At 67.5% G+C, this 15139-nt stretch carries 13 protein-coding genes; 7 read left to right on the forward strand and 6 right to left on the reverse strand.

Features of this window, described 5'->3' with window-relative positions; genetic code table 11:
• Positions 1 to 10: 10 nt before the first annotated feature.
• From H5399_RS09750 to H5399_RS09765, 4 genes are read right to left on the reverse strand one after another with little or no spacing between them, the layout of a single operon-like run.
• A complete protein-coding gene (locus H5399_RS09750; RefSeq protein ID WP_182782848.1) occupies positions 11 to 661 on the reverse strand; it encodes a thymidine kinase in 651 nt (216 codons plus the stop codon).
• Positions 654 to 1898, reverse strand: coding sequence for a glycosyltransferase (locus tag H5399_RS09755; protein ID WP_182782849.1), 1245 nt, complete (start codon positions 1896 to 1898; stop codon positions 654 to 656). Before H5399_RS09755 ends, H5399_RS09750 begins: the two co-directional genes overlap by 8 nt.
• The gene (locus H5399_RS09760; protein ID WP_182782850.1) at positions 1895 to 3016 is read right to left on the reverse strand and encodes an alkaline phosphatase family protein; all 1122 of its coding nucleotides are present in this window, start codon (positions 3014 to 3016) and stop codon (positions 1895 to 1897) included. The genes H5399_RS09755 and H5399_RS09760 overlap by 4 nt, the downstream gene beginning before the upstream one ends.
• Positions 3016 to 3579, reverse strand: a complete 564-nt coding sequence (locus H5399_RS09765) for a DUF5998 family protein (protein WP_370585735.1) — start codon at positions 3577 to 3579, stop codon at positions 3016 to 3018. The genes H5399_RS09760 and H5399_RS09765 overlap by 1 nt, the downstream gene beginning before the upstream one ends.
• A gap of 36 nt (positions 3580 to 3615) precedes the next feature.
• Here H5399_RS09765 and H5399_RS09770 point away from each other — a divergent pair, with 36 nt between their 5' ends.
• The 3 genes from H5399_RS09770 to H5399_RS09780 are packed head-to-tail and all read left to right on the forward strand — an operon-like array spanning position 3616 to position 7638.
• Positions 3616 to 4644, forward strand: a complete 1029-nt coding sequence (locus H5399_RS09770) for an App1 family protein (RefSeq protein WP_182782851.1) — start codon at positions 3616 to 3618, stop codon at positions 4642 to 4644.
• A 25-nt stretch (positions 4645 to 4669) separates the two neighbouring features.
• Positions 4670 to 7111 (forward strand): DNA topoisomerase (ATP-hydrolyzing) subunit A, encoded by a 2442-nt coding sequence (locus H5399_RS09775; RefSeq protein WP_182782852.1) that lies wholly within the window; start codon positions 4670 to 4672, stop codon positions 7109 to 7111.
• 35 nt (positions 7112 to 7146) lie between these two features.
• A complete protein-coding gene (locus H5399_RS09780) occupies positions 7147 to 7638 on the forward strand; it encodes a carbonic anhydrase (protein WP_182782853.1) in 492 nt (163 codons plus the stop codon).
• Position 7639: 1 nt separating this feature from the next.
• On the opposite strand, the gene H5399_RS09785 is transcribed toward H5399_RS09780, so the two are convergent.
• Entirely contained in the window at positions 7640 to 8332 is a 693-nt protein-coding gene (locus H5399_RS09785; RefSeq protein WP_182782854.1) for a FadR/GntR family transcriptional regulator, read from the reverse strand.
• A 104-nt stretch (positions 8333 to 8436) separates the two neighbouring features.
• Between H5399_RS09785 and H5399_RS09790 the strand changes: the two genes are divergently transcribed.
• Genes H5399_RS09790 through H5399_RS09805 form a run of 4 tightly spaced genes read left to right on the forward strand, consistent with a single transcriptional unit; the run spans position 8437 to position 13014 of the window.
• Positions 8437 to 10131 carry an L-lactate permease gene (locus H5399_RS09790; RefSeq protein ID WP_182782855.1) on the forward strand — a complete coding sequence of 565 codons (1695 nt, stop codon included), beginning with the start codon at positions 8437 to 8439 and terminating at the stop codon, positions 10129 to 10131.
• Positions 10132 to 10145: 14 nt separating this feature from the next.
• Positions 10146 to 10898: a (Fe-S)-binding protein gene (locus H5399_RS09795; RefSeq protein ID WP_182782856.1), complete on the forward strand. Its 753-nt coding sequence runs from the start codon at positions 10146 to 10148 to the stop codon at positions 10896 to 10898.
• Positions 10895 to 12367 carry a lactate utilization protein B gene (locus tag H5399_RS09800; RefSeq protein WP_182782857.1) on the forward strand — a complete coding sequence of 491 codons (1473 nt, stop codon included), beginning with the start codon at positions 10895 to 10897 and terminating at the stop codon, positions 12365 to 12367. Before H5399_RS09795 ends, H5399_RS09800 begins: the two co-directional genes overlap by 4 nt.
• Positions 12331 to 13014, forward strand: coding sequence for an LUD domain-containing protein (locus H5399_RS09805; protein ID WP_182782858.1), 684 nt, complete (start codon positions 12331 to 12333; stop codon positions 13012 to 13014). Before H5399_RS09800 ends, H5399_RS09805 begins: the two co-directional genes overlap by 37 nt.
• 30 nt (positions 13015 to 13044) lie before the next feature.
• Here the strand turns inward: H5399_RS09805 and H5399_RS09810 are convergent, their stop codons facing one another.
• On the reverse strand, positions 13045 to 15123 hold the full coding sequence (locus tag H5399_RS09810; protein WP_182782859.1) for a DNA topoisomerase IV subunit B: 2079 nt from the start codon (positions 15121 to 15123) through the stop codon (positions 13045 to 13047).
• Positions 15124 to 15139: the final 16 nt, after the last annotated feature.

Here is a 15139-nt window from a genome sequence, read left to right on the forward strand (position 1 = left end):
TGTCAGGACACTAGAAGTCGTCGGGATCGAAGGGCAGTGGTTCCGCCGTCAGGGTCGCCTTGGCTCGGGTGGAGGTCATCCGACGACGATGGTGTGCCCGGCACAGCACCTCGTAGCGCACTTCGGCCCCGTCGCCGGTGTCGCCGACCACCACCTGGGATCCCTCCGTCACCATCAGCCCGCCCACCGTGCGCGCGTTGTGGGTGCCCCGAGACCCGCACCAGCACAGGGGCCCCAGGGGCAGCGTCTCCACCCTGTCGGCTAGTTCGATGAGGCGCTGAGCGCCTGGGAACAGCCTGGTCCTGAAGTCTGACAGGATCCCGAAGGCGTAGACGTCGAGCTGGAGTTCGTCGACGATCCGCGCCAGCTGATCGATGTGCTCGGGACTGTAGAACTGCGCCTCGTCGCAGACGAGGTAGTCCACGCGCTTGCCGGTGGTCAGCTCAGAGATGACGTAGCGCCAGAAATCGAAGCCGTCGTGCACCTCCAGGGCCGGAGCGCTGAGGCCCAGCCTGGAGGCGATCACTCCCTCCCCCGCGCGGTCCTGCGAGGTGAAAACCCGGCCTTGGCGACCGTGGGACGACCGCGTGTAGTCCAACTGCAACGCCAACGTCGACTTGCCGCTGTCCATGGGTCCGGTGTGGAACACGAGCTCAGCCACGCGTCGCCTTTCGCTCGATGAGGTCCGTGTAAGCCTCGACGTACCGCTCGGCCATCCTCGCCGGAGCCAGATCGGGCATCAGCTCAGCCGAGGCAGACGCCATGGATGCCCTCAAGTGGCCGTCCGCCAAGGTACGGAATCCCTGGGCCATGGAGGTCACGTCGGGACCGGTGAGGAGCGCGGTCCGCGGCGAAACCCCCACCGTCAGCCGATCGTCGCAGTACATCACCGGCAGTGACGCGGAGACGGCCTCTGCGATGACCAGCGCCTGCGAATCGAAGCGGTAGGAGCTCAGCACCAGGGCGTCCGCGTTGCGGAACTCGTAGGCCAGGGCGGATGTGGATGACAGGTGCCACCGAAAGTCGATCGAGTCGCATCCCCTCGCGAGCGCCTTCAGTCTGTCGCGCTGGTCGCCGTCACCGACGATCACGAGCTCGGCGCGGGGAAGCGCGGCACGCCGGAACGCCTTGATCATCACATCGAGCCGCTTCTCCTTCGCCAGCCTGCCCACCGAGAGGAACCGGACCGCGTCGTCGCCACGTTCGCGGGGGGCCTCGTCGATCGCCCGCTTCATCCGGCGGTTGTATCCCGTCGGCACCACGTAGCCAGGCAGGCGCCTTCCCGCGGCCTCATCGATCAGGTCGCGCATGAATGGCGACGGCACCGTGTAGGCGTCGGCCAGCTGCGCGATCGTGGCGAATGATCTCCAGTCGGTGCGGGCGGCCAGGCCACCCGTCTCACTGGTGGAGGCTGGCAGCCTCGTCGACGGGGCAGGACCACCGCCGCGCGCAATGCGGAGGCCGGGCAGAATCAGTGCCTGGTATCCGAGGGTGCCGAAGGTTGCCCCGTAGACGGTCTGGTGGGTGCCTGCGATGTTGGCGTGGAAGGTGTGCAGATGCGGGATGCCTTGAAGCCGTGCGATCCGGGCGCCGAGTCCGAGGGCCCCCCGCTCGGTCTGGGTGTGCACCACATCGAAGGTCGCCACCTCGCTGATGAGGCGCGCGCGTCTCTTCGACCAGTGGAGGATGCTCAGATGCGCGGGCAGTCCCTCCACGTACAGGGTGGGGCACTCGATGACGCGCCCGATCCGCGGCTTCTGCAGGTGCCGGTCCGGCGCGATCAGGGTGACCTCGTGACCCAGTGCCGTCAGCTCCTCCAACTGGGTCTCGACTGAACGTCCGATTCCCCCGGATGAGGGATAGAAGTCGTCGATGAGGATGGCTATGCGCAACCTCACCGGCCACCGCCGTGCATGAGAAGCGGGACCTCCATCTCGGCGGCTGTGAGCGACCCGTGCATGCCGACGAGGCTGAATTCCCCCGGACTCTGCCTGCTCATGACCGCGTAGTCCGACGTCATCGCAGCCACGACGTCACCGATCCTGGCCGCGCTCAACCCCGTCACCTGCGGTCCGAACCACCCCGCTTCGATGGCCTCCTCCCGCCGCAGCACATGTGCCCGCTCGCCCAGTACGCTCTCCCAGGCCCAGGCGAGTGCGCGCGGGTCCTCGCCATGGATGTGCCGGAACCGCGGCTCGCCGCCGAGGAACGAATAGCCCGCGAGCCTCGGCTCGTCCTCCGCCACCACACGGGACCCCGACGGCACGTTGACCATGCCGTGGTCACCCGTGATGAGCAGGCAGACGTCCGCTGGGAGCGCCTCGACCAGGTGCGTCACCAGATCGTCGACCATCGCCAGGCGTTCCAGCCATTGCCAGGAGCCCACGCCGTGGCCGTGGCCGTCGTGATCCAGCATCCGCTCGTAGCCGTAGACCACCTCGGCAGTCTCGAGGGCCTCGAGCACGAGTCCGGAGAACTCCTCGGCGGCTCCCTCCACGGCGACAGGGAAGAGCCTGCTGCCGCCGAACGCGAGGCGGGTCAGAGCGCTTCCCGCAAAGCGTCCGAGGGTCACTGCCGCGGAGCCACGACCCGACGAAGCGAGGCGTTGGAAGAGCGTGGGGGTCTGGGCGAAGGTACCCAGATCCTCCGGCCCACCTTCCCAGGTGAGCGCGTTGATGACGCGCGAGACGCTGGGTTCGAAGAAGGTGTACCCCACGATGCCGTGCTCGCCAGTGGGCACCCCGCAACCCAGCGAGGTCAGCGACGTGGCCGTCGTGGAGGGCACCGAGCAGGTGAGCCTCGGCGCGTCACGGGCGAGACGCGACATCGTCTCTGCATGATCGCCGAACTCCAGCAGCTGATGCCAGCCGAGCCCGTCCACCAGCAGGACCACATATCTGCGCGCCCGCGGAAGCGAGATGATCGGCGTCGTCGCGTCCAGCGTGGCCATGACGCTGGGCAGGAGGTTGGCCAGCGACAGATCCTCGTAGCGGGGCTCCACGAAGTCCGAGCGCATCAGCCGACAACCGCCTGCAGACGCACCCCGAAGGCGACGAGCCGACGCGCGTTGTCGCCGTCAGCCTGGGGGCTCATGCGCACGGTGATGTCGTCCGGCTGGATCACGCCCGTGTATCCGTGGTCCGCCTCACAGGCGGGATCCTCGCAGGCCGCGGGGCCGAGGTCCACGCGCCTCGCAGCTCCCCACACGATCGTCAGCCACGCCTCACTGAGCCCGGAGCGGTTCTCCGGGTCCTGCAGCGCACGGGTGACCACGACTGAATCGACGGCCCGTAACGCCACCACCTCGGCGGTGGCCACTGCCTCCGTCTGGGCACCCTCACCCTCGTCGATATGGCAGATGAGCAGCTGCCGCGGTGTGCGGACGAGCACTGTCATGTGGCGGTGGAGCTCGTGCCCGGCAAAGGTGGCCTCGTGCTGGACGAGGAAATCGAGCAGCTCCCGCTGGCCCAGCCCCAGCGCCACCGTCTCTGCCACCAGACTGGGGTAGAACCCACACTCTGCGATCTCGGCCAGGAGCTGCGGCGGCAGGGCATTGACGATCTCGACGGACTCAGGCACCCGCCCATTCTGGCACGTTGCACTAGGTTTGGGGTCATGGCTTCCCGCCCCTTCATCGCCGCCCGGATCGAGGATCGGATCAACTCTCTGGTCAATCGCGCCCTCAACAAGCGAGGGTGGGAGGAGTCGATCCTCGCCTTCACCGGCTACGGCACCTCGGAGCAGTTGCGCATCCTCGGTCGAGTGGTGCTGCGCCCGTCGGCTGACCTCGGGATCGTCCAGGCTGCCTCTGCGCTGATCTATCGCCGGGGTTGGCGCAACTTCCTGGGCTCAGCGAAAGTCGGGGCCAGGGTCACTGTGGTGATCGGCGATGTCCGGATCCCGGTCCATGCCGACCGGGGCGGGTACATCGACGTGCGGGTCCGCAACCCCGGGCTGCCACCGGGTTGGCACTCGGTCACGCTCGAGGGCGCGGGCGGATCCTCGGCCCTGGCCAGCCTGCAGGTGATCGCCGACGACGTCGATTTCGGGATCGTGAGCGACATCGACGACACCATCTTGTCCACCTGGCTCCCTCGTCCGATGGTGGCCGCATGGAATTCGTTCGTCGTCACCGAACAGGCTCGTCAGGCAGTTCCGGGCATGGCCAGGCTCTACCAGCAGCTCCTCGCCGCCCATCCTGGCTCCCCCATCATCTTCGTCTCCACCGGCGCGTGGAACACCTACCCGATGATCCAACGGTTCACCGCCCGCCACGGGATCCCCCAAGGAGCGATGCTCCTCACGGACTGGGGGCCCACCAACACTGGCTGGTTCCGCAGCGGCCCGGATCACAAGCGCCGATGCCTGCGGGAGCTGGCCCGCGACCTTCCCCAGATCAGGTGGTTGCTGGTGGGAGACGACGGGCAGCACGATCCGGACCTCTACGCCGAGTTCGCCGCGCTGCAGCCGGAGCACGTACGGGCCCGCGCCATCCGTCAGCTCACGCCCGGCGAGCACACACTGGCCCATGGCCTCCCGATGAAGGTCCCCGCCACCGAGGAGCGCTGGGAGCCGGACATGGCGCCGGAGGTGCGCGCCCCGGACGGCGACGGATTGGGCGATAGGCTGCGCGGGTTGCTGTAGCGGACCCAGGCGAGGAGGCGGCCCCATGGCCAAGCCGACGATCGACGACGAGACCTTCGAGGACGAGCACATCCTCGACGTCAACGTCACCGAGGAGATGGAGACCAGCTTCCTGGAGTACGCCTACTCGGTCATCTACTCCCGCGCTCTTCCAGATGCGCGAGACGGTCTGAAGCCGGTGCAGAGACGCATCCTCTTCGCCATGGACGACATGGGCATCCGCCCGGATCGCGGGCACGTCAAGTGCGCCCGCGTGGTGGGCCAGGTGATGGGCCTGCTGCACCCGCACGGAGACGGGGCGATCTACGACGCGTTGGTGCGGGTGGCCCAGCCGTGGTCCATGCGCCTGCCGTTGATCGACGGCCATGGCAACTTCGGCTCGCTGGACGCCGGCCCCGCCGCGATGCGCTACACCGAGTGCCGGATGGCCACCCCCGCCGTGGCCATGACCCGCGGACTCGACGAGGACACCGTCGACTTCAAGGCCAACTACGACGGCAAGGAGTCGGAGCCCGTCGTACTGCCGGCGGCCTTCCCGAACCTGCTCGTCAACGGCGCCACCGGGATCGCCGTCGGGATGGCCACCAACATCGCCCCCCACAACCTCATCGAGGTGGTGGCGGCGCTGCAGCAACTGATCCGCAACCCGGACATCGGGCTCGAGGACCTGATGCGCCACATTCCCGGACCGGACTTCCCCACCGGTGGAAAGATCGTGGGGCTCGACGGGATCCGTGATGCCTACGCCACCGGCCGCGGCACGCTGAAACACCGGGCGACCACACGCATCGAGAAGGTCTCGGCCCGACGGATGGGAATCATCGCCACCGAGCTGCCCTACATGGTGGGCCCCGAGAAGATCATTGAGCAGATCAAGAAGGCAGTCGACGACAAGAGATTGACCGGCATCGCCGACGTCAAGGACCTCACAGATCTGGCCAACGGCACCCGCCTGGTGATCGAGGTGAAGAACGGGATCAACCCCGAGGCGCTGCTGGAGCAACTGTTCAAGGTGACCAAGCTGGAAGACACCTTCGCCATCAACGCGGTGGCGCTGGTCGAGGGACAGCCCCGCACACTGAGCCTGAAGGAGATGCTCGAGGTCTTCCTGGCGCACAGACTGGAGGTGACGCTTCGGCGCACCCAGTTCCAGCTCAGGAAGGCCGAGGACCGCCTCCATCTGGTGCGGGGGCTGATGGTCGCCATCGCCGATATCGACGACGTCATCGCCATCATCCGCTCGTCCGCCGACGCGGCCGAGGCACGCGGCAGGCTCACGGTGGCCTTCGACCTGACCGAGACGCAGGCCAACTACATCCTGGACATGCAGTTGCGCAGGCTGACGCGTTTCTCCACGATCGAGCTTGAGAAGGAGGCTGCCGAGCTGTCTGACCTCATCGCCGGACTCCGCGACATCGTCGACGACGACACAGTGCTGCGTCGCGTCGTCAGCAGCGAGCTGGCAGACGTGGCCAAGCAGTTCGGGACCCCTCGCCGGACCGTGCTGCTCGCCTCCTCTGGTGGCGCCCCGACGGCGGCCGCCCCTCTGGAGGTGGCAGACGACCCGTGCTGGGTGCTGCTCAGCGGATCCGGCCTGGTGGCGCGAACGGACGCACAACACGACCTCTCCCCCGATGGGCGGGCCCCGCACGACGTCATCGTCTCCCGCGTGAAGACCACGGCCCACGGCGAGTTCGCGGTGGTGACCAACAGAGGTCGGTTGATCCGCTGCCGTTCGATCGAGCTGCCGACCGTGCCCCTGACCGCGTCGGCCCCGAGCCTCCAGGGCGGTAGCCCAGCGCACGAGCTCTGGCCGTTGGCGGCCGGCGAGCGCCCACTTGGTCTGACCACGCTCGGAGGGGAAACCGCTGGCCTGGCCGTGGGCACCGCCCGTGGCGTCGTCAAGCGCGTCACGACGGAGGTCCTGACCAGGGACGCCTGGGACGTCATCGCGCTCAAGGACGGCGATGAACTGATCGGCGCCGTCGAACTGGCCGACGAGCAGGCCCACCTCGCCTTCATCACCTCCGACGCGCAACTGCTCCACTTCCCCGCCTCGTCTGTGCGCCCCCAGGGCCGCTCCGGCGCCGGGATGGCAGGCATCAAGCTGGCGCCGGAGGCCCGCGTCATCTGGTTCGGTGCGACAGACCCGGCCGCGGACGAGGCGGTGACCATCTCGGGATCGTCCTCCTCGCTGCCCGGCACCGAGTCGGGTATGGCGAAGGTCTCCCCGATGAGCGAGTTCCCGGCCAAGGGGAGGGCCACCGCGGGCGTGCGTGCTCACCGCTTCCTCAGGGGCGAAGACACTCTTCTCATCGCCGCCATCGGCGCAGCACCGGTGGTCGCGGCCGCTGCGAGCGGCTCTCCCGTAGAGCTGCCGACCGCTCACGGTCGCCGCGACGGCTCTGGCGCACCACTGTCCCAGCCGGTGGCCGCACTCGCAGGACGCGGCTCTGCGAGGGGGTAGGACCGGTAGCATCACGGACGGAAGGGAGGCCCATCATGAGCTTCGAGGATCTGCTCACCAGCAACCTGGCCTATGCCGACGGGTTCACCGACGGCGGTTTCGACGGCATCGCCAAGGCCGGCATCGCGATGGTGACGTGCATGGACTCCCGGATCGAGCCGCTCGCCATGCTCGGACTCCGGCTGGGCGATGCGAAGATCCTGCGCTCGCCGGGAGGCCGGGTCTCCACCTCGGTTCTCACCGGCTGTGTCCTGAGCGTGCAGCTGCTGCATGTGGACCGGATCATGATCGTGCCGCACACGCGATGCGCGATGGCCTCGGGCACAGACGATGACATCCGCAAGGTGATCGCGGCCAAGACCGGGATCGACACCTCGTGGATCTCGTTCGGCGCCAGCCCTGACCAGCAGGCACGGCTCCGGGCAGACGTCGACATGGTGAACAACCATCCGCTGATCAAGGGTCAGGCAGAGGTGGGCGGCTTCATGTACGACGTGGACACAGGCCTCCTCACACAGGTGATCTAAGTCACCGGGAGCCGGGGAGCAGCACCCGGTGGGCTCCTCGGATGTGCGCCTCGCACAGGTTGGCGGCCGCTGCCCCGTCGCGGGCGCTGAGCGCCCGGTGAATGCCCGAATGCTCCGCGAGTAGACGCAACCGCAGTGCCTCCCAGTTCGGCATCCGCTCCTCGGCACTGAGGATGGGCCGTGCAACGGCTTCACGGATCGCGATGGTCATGTCGCGGATCAGCCGGTTGGCGCCCAGGCCGGCGATCGCGACGTGAAATGCCGTGTCGAGCTCGTTGAACCGCGCGGTGTCCGAGACCGCGACCATGGACTCGGCCAGCCTGCCCAGGTCCGCCAGCGACGCGTCGTCCGCGTGGACCGCAGCCGCCTCCGCAGCAGCTCGCTCCAGCACCACGCGCGTCTCGGTGAGTTCGTCGAAGGAGATCGCGTCCAAGGCGACGTGCAGCTTGAGCATCCGCCCCAGCGCCGGACCTTGACTCGCGGCCACGCGGGTTCCCCGCCCTGGACCGGTGTGGGAGGTGATCACCCCCTGCGCCTGCAGGACCTTGATCGCCTCCCTCACCGCGCTGCGGCTGGTCCCCAGCTGCGTGGCCAGCTCCCGCTCGTTCGGGAGCCTCGCGTCCTTGCTCAGCCTCCCTGCCAGGATCTCACTTGTCAGGAAGTCCAGAGCTGTGTCGAATCCGCCGGCGGTCATTGACCCATTGTGGCGCACGGGGAAAGTCTTGACATGGGTGCCATCGACACCATATGGTCAGACCAGATATTTTGGTCTGACCATATGAACGACGGAGTTCACCGATGCTCTTGGAAACCTTCCAACCAGTCACCAATCCCCTTGGTGCCCAATGGCTGTCAGCCCTCGTGGCGGTGATTCCGGTTGTCGCCATGTTGGTCACGCTCGGGCTCCTCCGCTGGAAGGCACACCACGCCGGCCCCTTCTCCTGGGCCATGGCCCTCGTCGTGGCGGTCACCGCGTTCGGCATGCCGGTCACAACCGCCCTGGCCACCAGTGCGCACGGCTTCGTCTACGGCATCTTCCCCATCGTGTGGATCCTGCTGACCGCCATCTGGATGTACGAGGTGACGGTGGCCTCGGGCCGCTTCGAGGACCTTCGCCGCACGTTCTTCCTCATCAGCGACGATCCCCGCGTGCTGGCCCTGCTCATCGCCTTCAGCTTCGGCGGGTTGCTCGAGGCCCTCGCCGGATTCGGGGCGCCGGTGGCGATCACGGCCGCCATGCTCGTGGCCATCGGGTTCTCCCCCCTGCGCTCGGCGATGATCGCGCTGCTCGCCAACACCGTCCCTGTCGCCTTCGGTGCGGTCGGCCTCCCCGTTCTGATGGCCGCCAAGACTGGCGGCTTCGACGATGTCCTCGCCATCTCTCCCATCACCGGTCGCATCACGGCGATGCTGTGCCTCGTCGTGCCGTTCCTTCTGCTCCACGTCATGGACGGCAGGCGCGGCCTCAAGGAGGTGTGGCCGTTCGGCCTCGTGGTGGGACTCAGCTTCGGGGTGACCAAGTGGATCGCCTCCGCCAGTCCCCTCTGGAACCTCACCGAGGTGTTCGCCGCCGTCGCCAGCGTGGGTGTGGCCATCGTCTTCCTCAAGGTGTGGCACCCCACCGGCGGAGAAGCCGCCACCGAGCGGATCGGAATCCCTCTCGACACCACCGTCGAAGGCCACGAACGGCACACGATGACCTCCGATGTAGGCGCCGCAGCACTGACCGGCCGCCGGATCGTGATGTCCCTGGTGCCCTACATCCTCGTGATCATCGTCTTCGGCCTCGCCGCCCTCCCGCCGGTCAAGGCGGCCCTCGTCAGCACCGACATCAAGATCAGCTGGCCGGGACTCTCAGAGATGCTCAACGTGGCCGGGGACCCAGCCACCCACCAGACCTACACCCTCGCCTGGGCCTCCACCCCCGGCATCCTGCTGGCCCTCGTGGCCGTTGTCACCGGCCTGATCTACGGAATGTCGCTGGGTCACATCTTTCGGGTGCTGTGGGCCAATGTGAAGAAGCTGAGGTTCGCCATGCTGACCATCGGCTCCGTCGTGGCACTCGCCTACGTGATGGGTGACTCCGGACAGACCCTCGCCCTGGGCCTGTTCTTCGCCGGCGCCGGGATGGTCTACCCGTTCGTGGCTCCGGTGCTCGGCTGGATCGGCGTCTACGTGACCGGCTCCGACACTTCGGCCAACATCCTCTTCTCCGGCCTGCAATCCAGTGTCGGCGCCGAGATCGGCCCCGGCAGCCATCTGGGAACCGAGGACATGCGGGCACTCCTGGTCGGTTCCAGCGCCGCCGGAGGCGTGGTGGGCAAGATGATCTCACCGCAGTCCCTCACAGTCGCCGCCACCGCCATCGGCATCGCCGGAGCCGAATCCGTGATCCTGCGGCGCATCATCAAGTGGAGCATCATCCTCCTCGCCCTCCTCTGCCTGATCTCAGGCCTGATGTCCACGCCAGTGCTCAGCTGGCTACTCCCCTGATCGAAAGGCCAACGATGACCACTGCACCCCACGTCGCACTCTTCGCGACCTGCATCACAGACACGATGAAGCCCTCCATCCCGATCGCGACCGTCAAGCTCCTCGAACGCCTCGGCTGCCGCGTCTCCTACCCCGAGAAGCAGACCTGCTGCGGGCAGATCATGACCAACACCGGCTATTGGAAGGAGGCGCTGCCCACCGTCCGCAACTACGCGGCCAGCTTCGGCGCCTACGACTACATCGTCGCCCCCTCCGGATCCTGCGTCGGTTCGGTGCGGGAACAGCACGCGATGCTCGCCCGCCACGCCGGAGACTCGGGGCTGGAGGCCGAGGCCTCGGCCGTGGCCGCCCGCACCTACGAACTGACCGAGTTCATCGTCGACGTCCTGGGCGTCACCGATGTCGGTGCCTACTTCCCCCACCGCGTCACGTACCACCCCACCTGCCACTCGATGCGCATCGCGAAGGTCGGTGACCGGCCGCTGCGCCTCCTGCAGGAGGTCCGCGGGATCGATCTGGTGGATCTGCCCAACGCGGACCAGTGCTGCGGCTTCGGCGGCACGTTCTCGGTGAAGAACCCTGAGGTCTCCGTGGCCATGGCCTCCGACAAGGCCCGTCACGTCCGCTCGACGGACGCTGAATACCTGGTGGCCGGCGACCATGCCTGCCTGATGAACATCGGTGGCGTGCTGCACCGTCAGCGCGCCGGTATCAAGACCATCCACCTGGCCGAGATCCTGGCCACCACCGAGGAGGCACAGCGATGAACACCCGTCGCACACCGGAGCCCGGCTCATGGTTGGGCATTCCCCCGTTCCCGGAGGCGTCGAAGGGGGCCCTGGAGAATGCTGAACAGCGCAAGAACCTGCGCCACGCCACGGGCACCATCCGCGACAAGCGCGTCCTGCGCGCGGCCGAGGTCGAGAACTGGGAAGAGCTGCGTACCGCCGGTGCCCAGATCAAGGACCGTGTCGCACGTCACCTCGAGCAGTACCTCCTCGAGGCAGAAGCATCCATGACCGCGGCGGGCATCACGGTGCACTGGGCCCGCGACGGGGCCGACGCCAACCGCATCGTCTCCGACATCGCCAAGGCCAAGGGCGTCGACGAGGTGGTCAAGATCAAGTCCATGGTCACCCAGGAGATCGACCTCAACGAGCACCTCGAGGCGGAGGGCATCGCGGCGTGGGAGACAGACCTTGCCGAGCTCATCGTGCAGCTCGGACACGACCTGCCCAGCCACATCCTGGTGCCCGCCATCCACCGCAACAGGTCCGAGGTGCGCGAGATCTTCACCGAGGAGATGGGGCGCTACGGCGTCGCTGCGCCCGACGGAATCTCCGATGACCCCACCGAGCTGACCAACGCGGCCAGGGCCCACCTGCGGGAGAAGTTCCTCCGCGCGAAGATGGGCGTCTCCGGCGGCAACTTCATCGTGGCCGAGACCGGCACGCTGGTGATCGTAGAGTCCGAGGGCAATGGCCGCATGTGCCTCACGCTGCCCGAGACATTCGTCTCCATCGTCGGCATCGAGAAGATCCTTCCGACGCTGGAGGACCTCGAGGTTTTCCTCAAGCTCCTCCCCCGGTCCTCCACCGGCGAGCGGATGAACCCCTACACCTCGTTCTGGACGGGCGTCACCCCTGGTGACGGTCCCCAAGATCTGCACGTGATCCTGCTGGACAACGGGCGGACCAACGCACTCGCCGACCCTGTGGGGCGTGCAGCGCTGCGGTGCATCCGATGCTCGGCCTGTCTCAACATCTGTCCCGTGTATGAACGGGTCGGCGGCCACGCCTACGGCTCTCCCTACCCCGGCCCCATCGGCGCCATCCTCGGACCGCAGCTGCGCGGGATGGAGGCGCCCAACGACCGTGCCCTGCCGTTCGCGTCCACGTTGTGCGGCGCCTGCAACGACGTGTGTCCCGTCCGGATCCCGTTCACAGACATTCTCGTCCACCTGCGTCACAAGGCGGTCGAGTACAAGACCTCCAAGCATCCCACCGGCGAGCAGGCCATCATGAAGGGCGCCGGATGGGTGATGGCCGACGGCTCGCACCTCGAGACGGTCCAGGTGGGCAGCCGGCTCGCGGGGCGGATGTTCAAGGGCAGGTGGCTGGGCCCGATGCCCATCCCGATCGCATCCCGATGGCTCAACGCCCGGGACACCGAAGCTCCACCCACCCAGACCTTCCGCCAATGGTGGAAGAAGAACCACGAAGGGGGCGCGAAGTGAACGCGCGAGATGAAGTGCTCCGCCGCGTGCGGGAGGCCACCAAGGACGTCACCGAGCCCCGCCCAGAGGTCGACGTGCCCGTCGAGTGGACCTACGGACAGCCCTTGGCCACAGCGGACGTTCTCGCGGACTTCGTCGAGAAGGTCGAGGACTACAAGGCGACGGTGACCCGGTGCGGGCAGCAGGAGGTGGGCCAGGCCCTGGTCTCCGCGCTGCAGAACCTGGGCGCCACCAGCGTCGTGGTGCCTGGCGGGTTCCCGGAGGAGTGGACTGACGCGCTGAGTGCTGCGGGCATGGTCCTGCACTCCGACGAGCCGCCGCTGACCCACGCTCAGCTCAACGTGATCGACGCCGTGGTGTCGACCTGCGCGGTCGCCATGGCCGACTCCGGCACCATCGCGCTCGACCATTCCGCGGGGCAGGGACGCCGAGCCCTCTCGCTGCTTCCAGATCGGCACATCTGTGTGGTGCGTTCGGATCAGGTGGTCAGCGATGTGCCCGAGGGGATCGCGCGGCTGGCACCCGCCCTGAGGGGGCATCGACCGGTGACCTGGTTGAGTGGGGGCTCCGCCACCAGCGACATCGAGCTCAGCAGGGTCGAAGGCGTGCACGGACCCCGCCACCTGTCGGTGGTCCTGGTCGACTGATCCGCCCCTGCCTGGTGGAGGCCGGCCGCGTCACGCGTCGATGCGGTCGGCCTCCAACGCGTAGGCGCCCTCGATGATGAACTCCTTGCGCGGGGCGACGTCATTTCCCATCAGCATTTCGAAGACCCGCTCAGCGTCTGCCGCGTCGTCGACGGTGAGCCTCCGGAGGGTGCGGTGCTTCGGGCTCATTGTGGTGTCGGCCAACTGGTCGGCGTCCATCTCACCCAGCCCCTTGTAGCGCTGCGGTTCCTTGAAGTTCTGCCCCCGCTTGGTCAGTTCGGCGGCCTTCCTCTGATACTCCGCGTCCGAGTAAGTGTAGATGTACTTGTCGTAGCCCTTCTTCGGGTTGATCAGCTCGAACCGGTGCAGCGGCGGCACGGCCGAGAACACGCGGCCGGCCTCGACGAGCGGGCGCATGTAGCGGAAGAACAGGGTTGCCAGGAGGCAACGGATGTGGGCGCCGTCGGAGTCCGCGTCCGCCATGAAGATGACCTTGCCGTAGCGGGCGGCCTCCACGTCGAACGTACGTCCCGACCCGGCGCCGACCACCTGGATGATCGAGGCGCACTCGAGATTCTTCAGCATGTCGCCCACCGACGCCTTCTGGACGTTGAGGATCTTCCCCCTGATGGGCAGCAGCGCCTGGAACTCCGAGTTCCGCGCCACGTTCGCGGTACCCAGGGCCGAGTCGCCCTCGACGATGAACAGTTCGGTGGCGTAGACGTCGTTGGATCGGCAGTCCTTCAGCTTGGGCGGCAGCGTGGAGGATTCGAGCGCGTTCTTGCGGCGCTGGTTCTCCTTGTGCGCCCTGGCCTGCACGCGGGTGCGGGAGGCGCTCACCACCTTCTCCATCAGGGTGCGGGCCACGGGGCGGATCGCAGCCTTGGAGCTGGTGAGGAACTCCCCCATCTCGCGCTCGATGATGCCCGCCACCAGCTTCTGGACCGGCGGCGTGCCGAGGACCTCCTTGGTCTGTCCCTCGAACTGGGGCTCGGCCAGCCTGACAGTCACCACCGCGGTGAGCCCCTCCATGCAGTCGTCCTTGAGCACCTCCTCGCCCGCCTTGAGCAGGCGTGTGCCCTCCAGGGACTTGACGAACGCGCGGGTCAGTCCCCGCTCGAAGCCCGACACATGCGTGCCGCCCTTGGGTGTGGCGATGATGTTGACGAAGGACTTCACCGCCGCGTCGTAGCCGGTGCCCCAGCGCACCGCGACATCGACCTCCAGTTCGCGCTCAACGTCCGTCGGGGTCATCGCGCCCGTTTCGTCGAGCATGGGGACCGTCTCGACGAAGGAGTCCGTCCCCTGGAGTCGGATGACGTCCGTCAGCGGTGCGTCCGACGCGAGGAAGTCCGCGAACTCCGTGATGCCGCCGAGGTGGACGAACGACTCCCTGACCGACTCCCCGGTCCGCGCGTCGTCGACCTGGATCCGCAGGCCCGGCACGAGGAAGGAGGTCTGGCGTGCGCGGTCGTGCAGGTGGCTGAGGGACAGCTCGGCGTCCGCAAGGAAGATCTGACGGTCCGGCCAGTAGCGGACCCGCGTGCCGGTGGTGGCCTTGGCCACGCGGCCCGTCTTCCGGAGGCCGCCCTGGGGTGTGAACGGCGCGGAGGGGCCGTCGCCGGCGAAGACTCCGGGTACCCCCCGACGGAAGCTCATCGCCCAGGTGGCCCCGTTGCGGTCCACCTCCACATCCAGCCGCGAGCTGAGCGCGTTGACCACGGAGGCTCCGACGCCGTGCAGACCACCGGTGGCGTTGTAGGAGGAGTTGCCGAACTTGCCTCCTGCGTGCAGCTTGGTGAACACCACCTCGACGCCGGAGAGCCCGGTGCGGGGCTCGGTGTCCACGGGGATGCCGCGGGCATGGTCGACCACCCCAACCGACCCGTCGGCGCCGAGTGTGACCTCAATCTCGCCGCCGTAGCCGGAGAGTGCCTCGTCAACGGAGTTGTCGATGATCTCCCAGAGGCAGTGCATAAGGCCGCGGGTGTCCGTGGATCCGATGTACATGGCCGGCCGCTTCCGGACCGCCTCCAAGCCTTCAAGAACCAGCAGATTCTTGGCTTCGTAGTCTCTGGAGTGTGGTTGGTTGCTCTTCGGGCTCTGCACCGGCCCAGATTACCCA

It is taken from the genome of Tessaracoccus sp. MC1627 (assembly GCF_014164725.1).
GTDB lineage: Bacteria > Actinomycetota > Actinomycetes > Propionibacteriales > Propionibacteriaceae > Arachnia.

Bases quoted from the DNA above. Each gene is read 5' to 3' on its own strand.
- H5399_RS09760 (WP_182782850.1), bottom strand. From the start codon at position 3,016: ATGCGCTCGGACTTCGTGGAGCCCCGCTACGAGGATCTGTCGCTGGCC.
- H5399_RS09790 (WP_182782855.1), top strand. From the start codon at position 8,437: ATGCTCTTGGAAACCTTCCAACCAGTCACCAATCCCCTTGGTGCCCAA.
- H5399_RS09785 (WP_182782854.1), bottom strand. From the start codon at position 8,332: ATGACCGCCGGCGGATTCGACACAGCTCTGGACTTCCTGACAAGTGAG.
- H5399_RS09775 (WP_182782852.1), top strand. From the start codon at position 4,670: ATGGCCAAGCCGACGATCGACGACGAGACCTTCGAGGACGAGCACATC.
- H5399_RS09770 (WP_182782851.1), top strand. From the start codon at position 3,616: ATGGCTTCCCGCCCCTTCATCGCCGCCCGGATCGAGGATCGGATCAAC.
- H5399_RS09780 (WP_182782853.1), top strand. From the start codon at position 7,147: ATGAGCTTCGAGGATCTGCTCACCAGCAACCTGGCCTATGCCGACGGG.
- H5399_RS09800 (WP_182782857.1), top strand. From the start codon at position 10,895: ATGAACACCCGTCGCACACCGGAGCCCGGCTCATGGTTGGGCATTCCC.
- H5399_RS09805 (WP_182782858.1), top strand. From the start codon at position 12,331: ATGGTGGAAGAAGAACCACGAAGGGGGCGCGAAGTGAACGCGCGAGAT.
- H5399_RS09795 (WP_182782856.1), top strand. From the start codon at position 10,146: ATGACCACTGCACCCCACGTCGCACTCTTCGCGACCTGCATCACAGAC.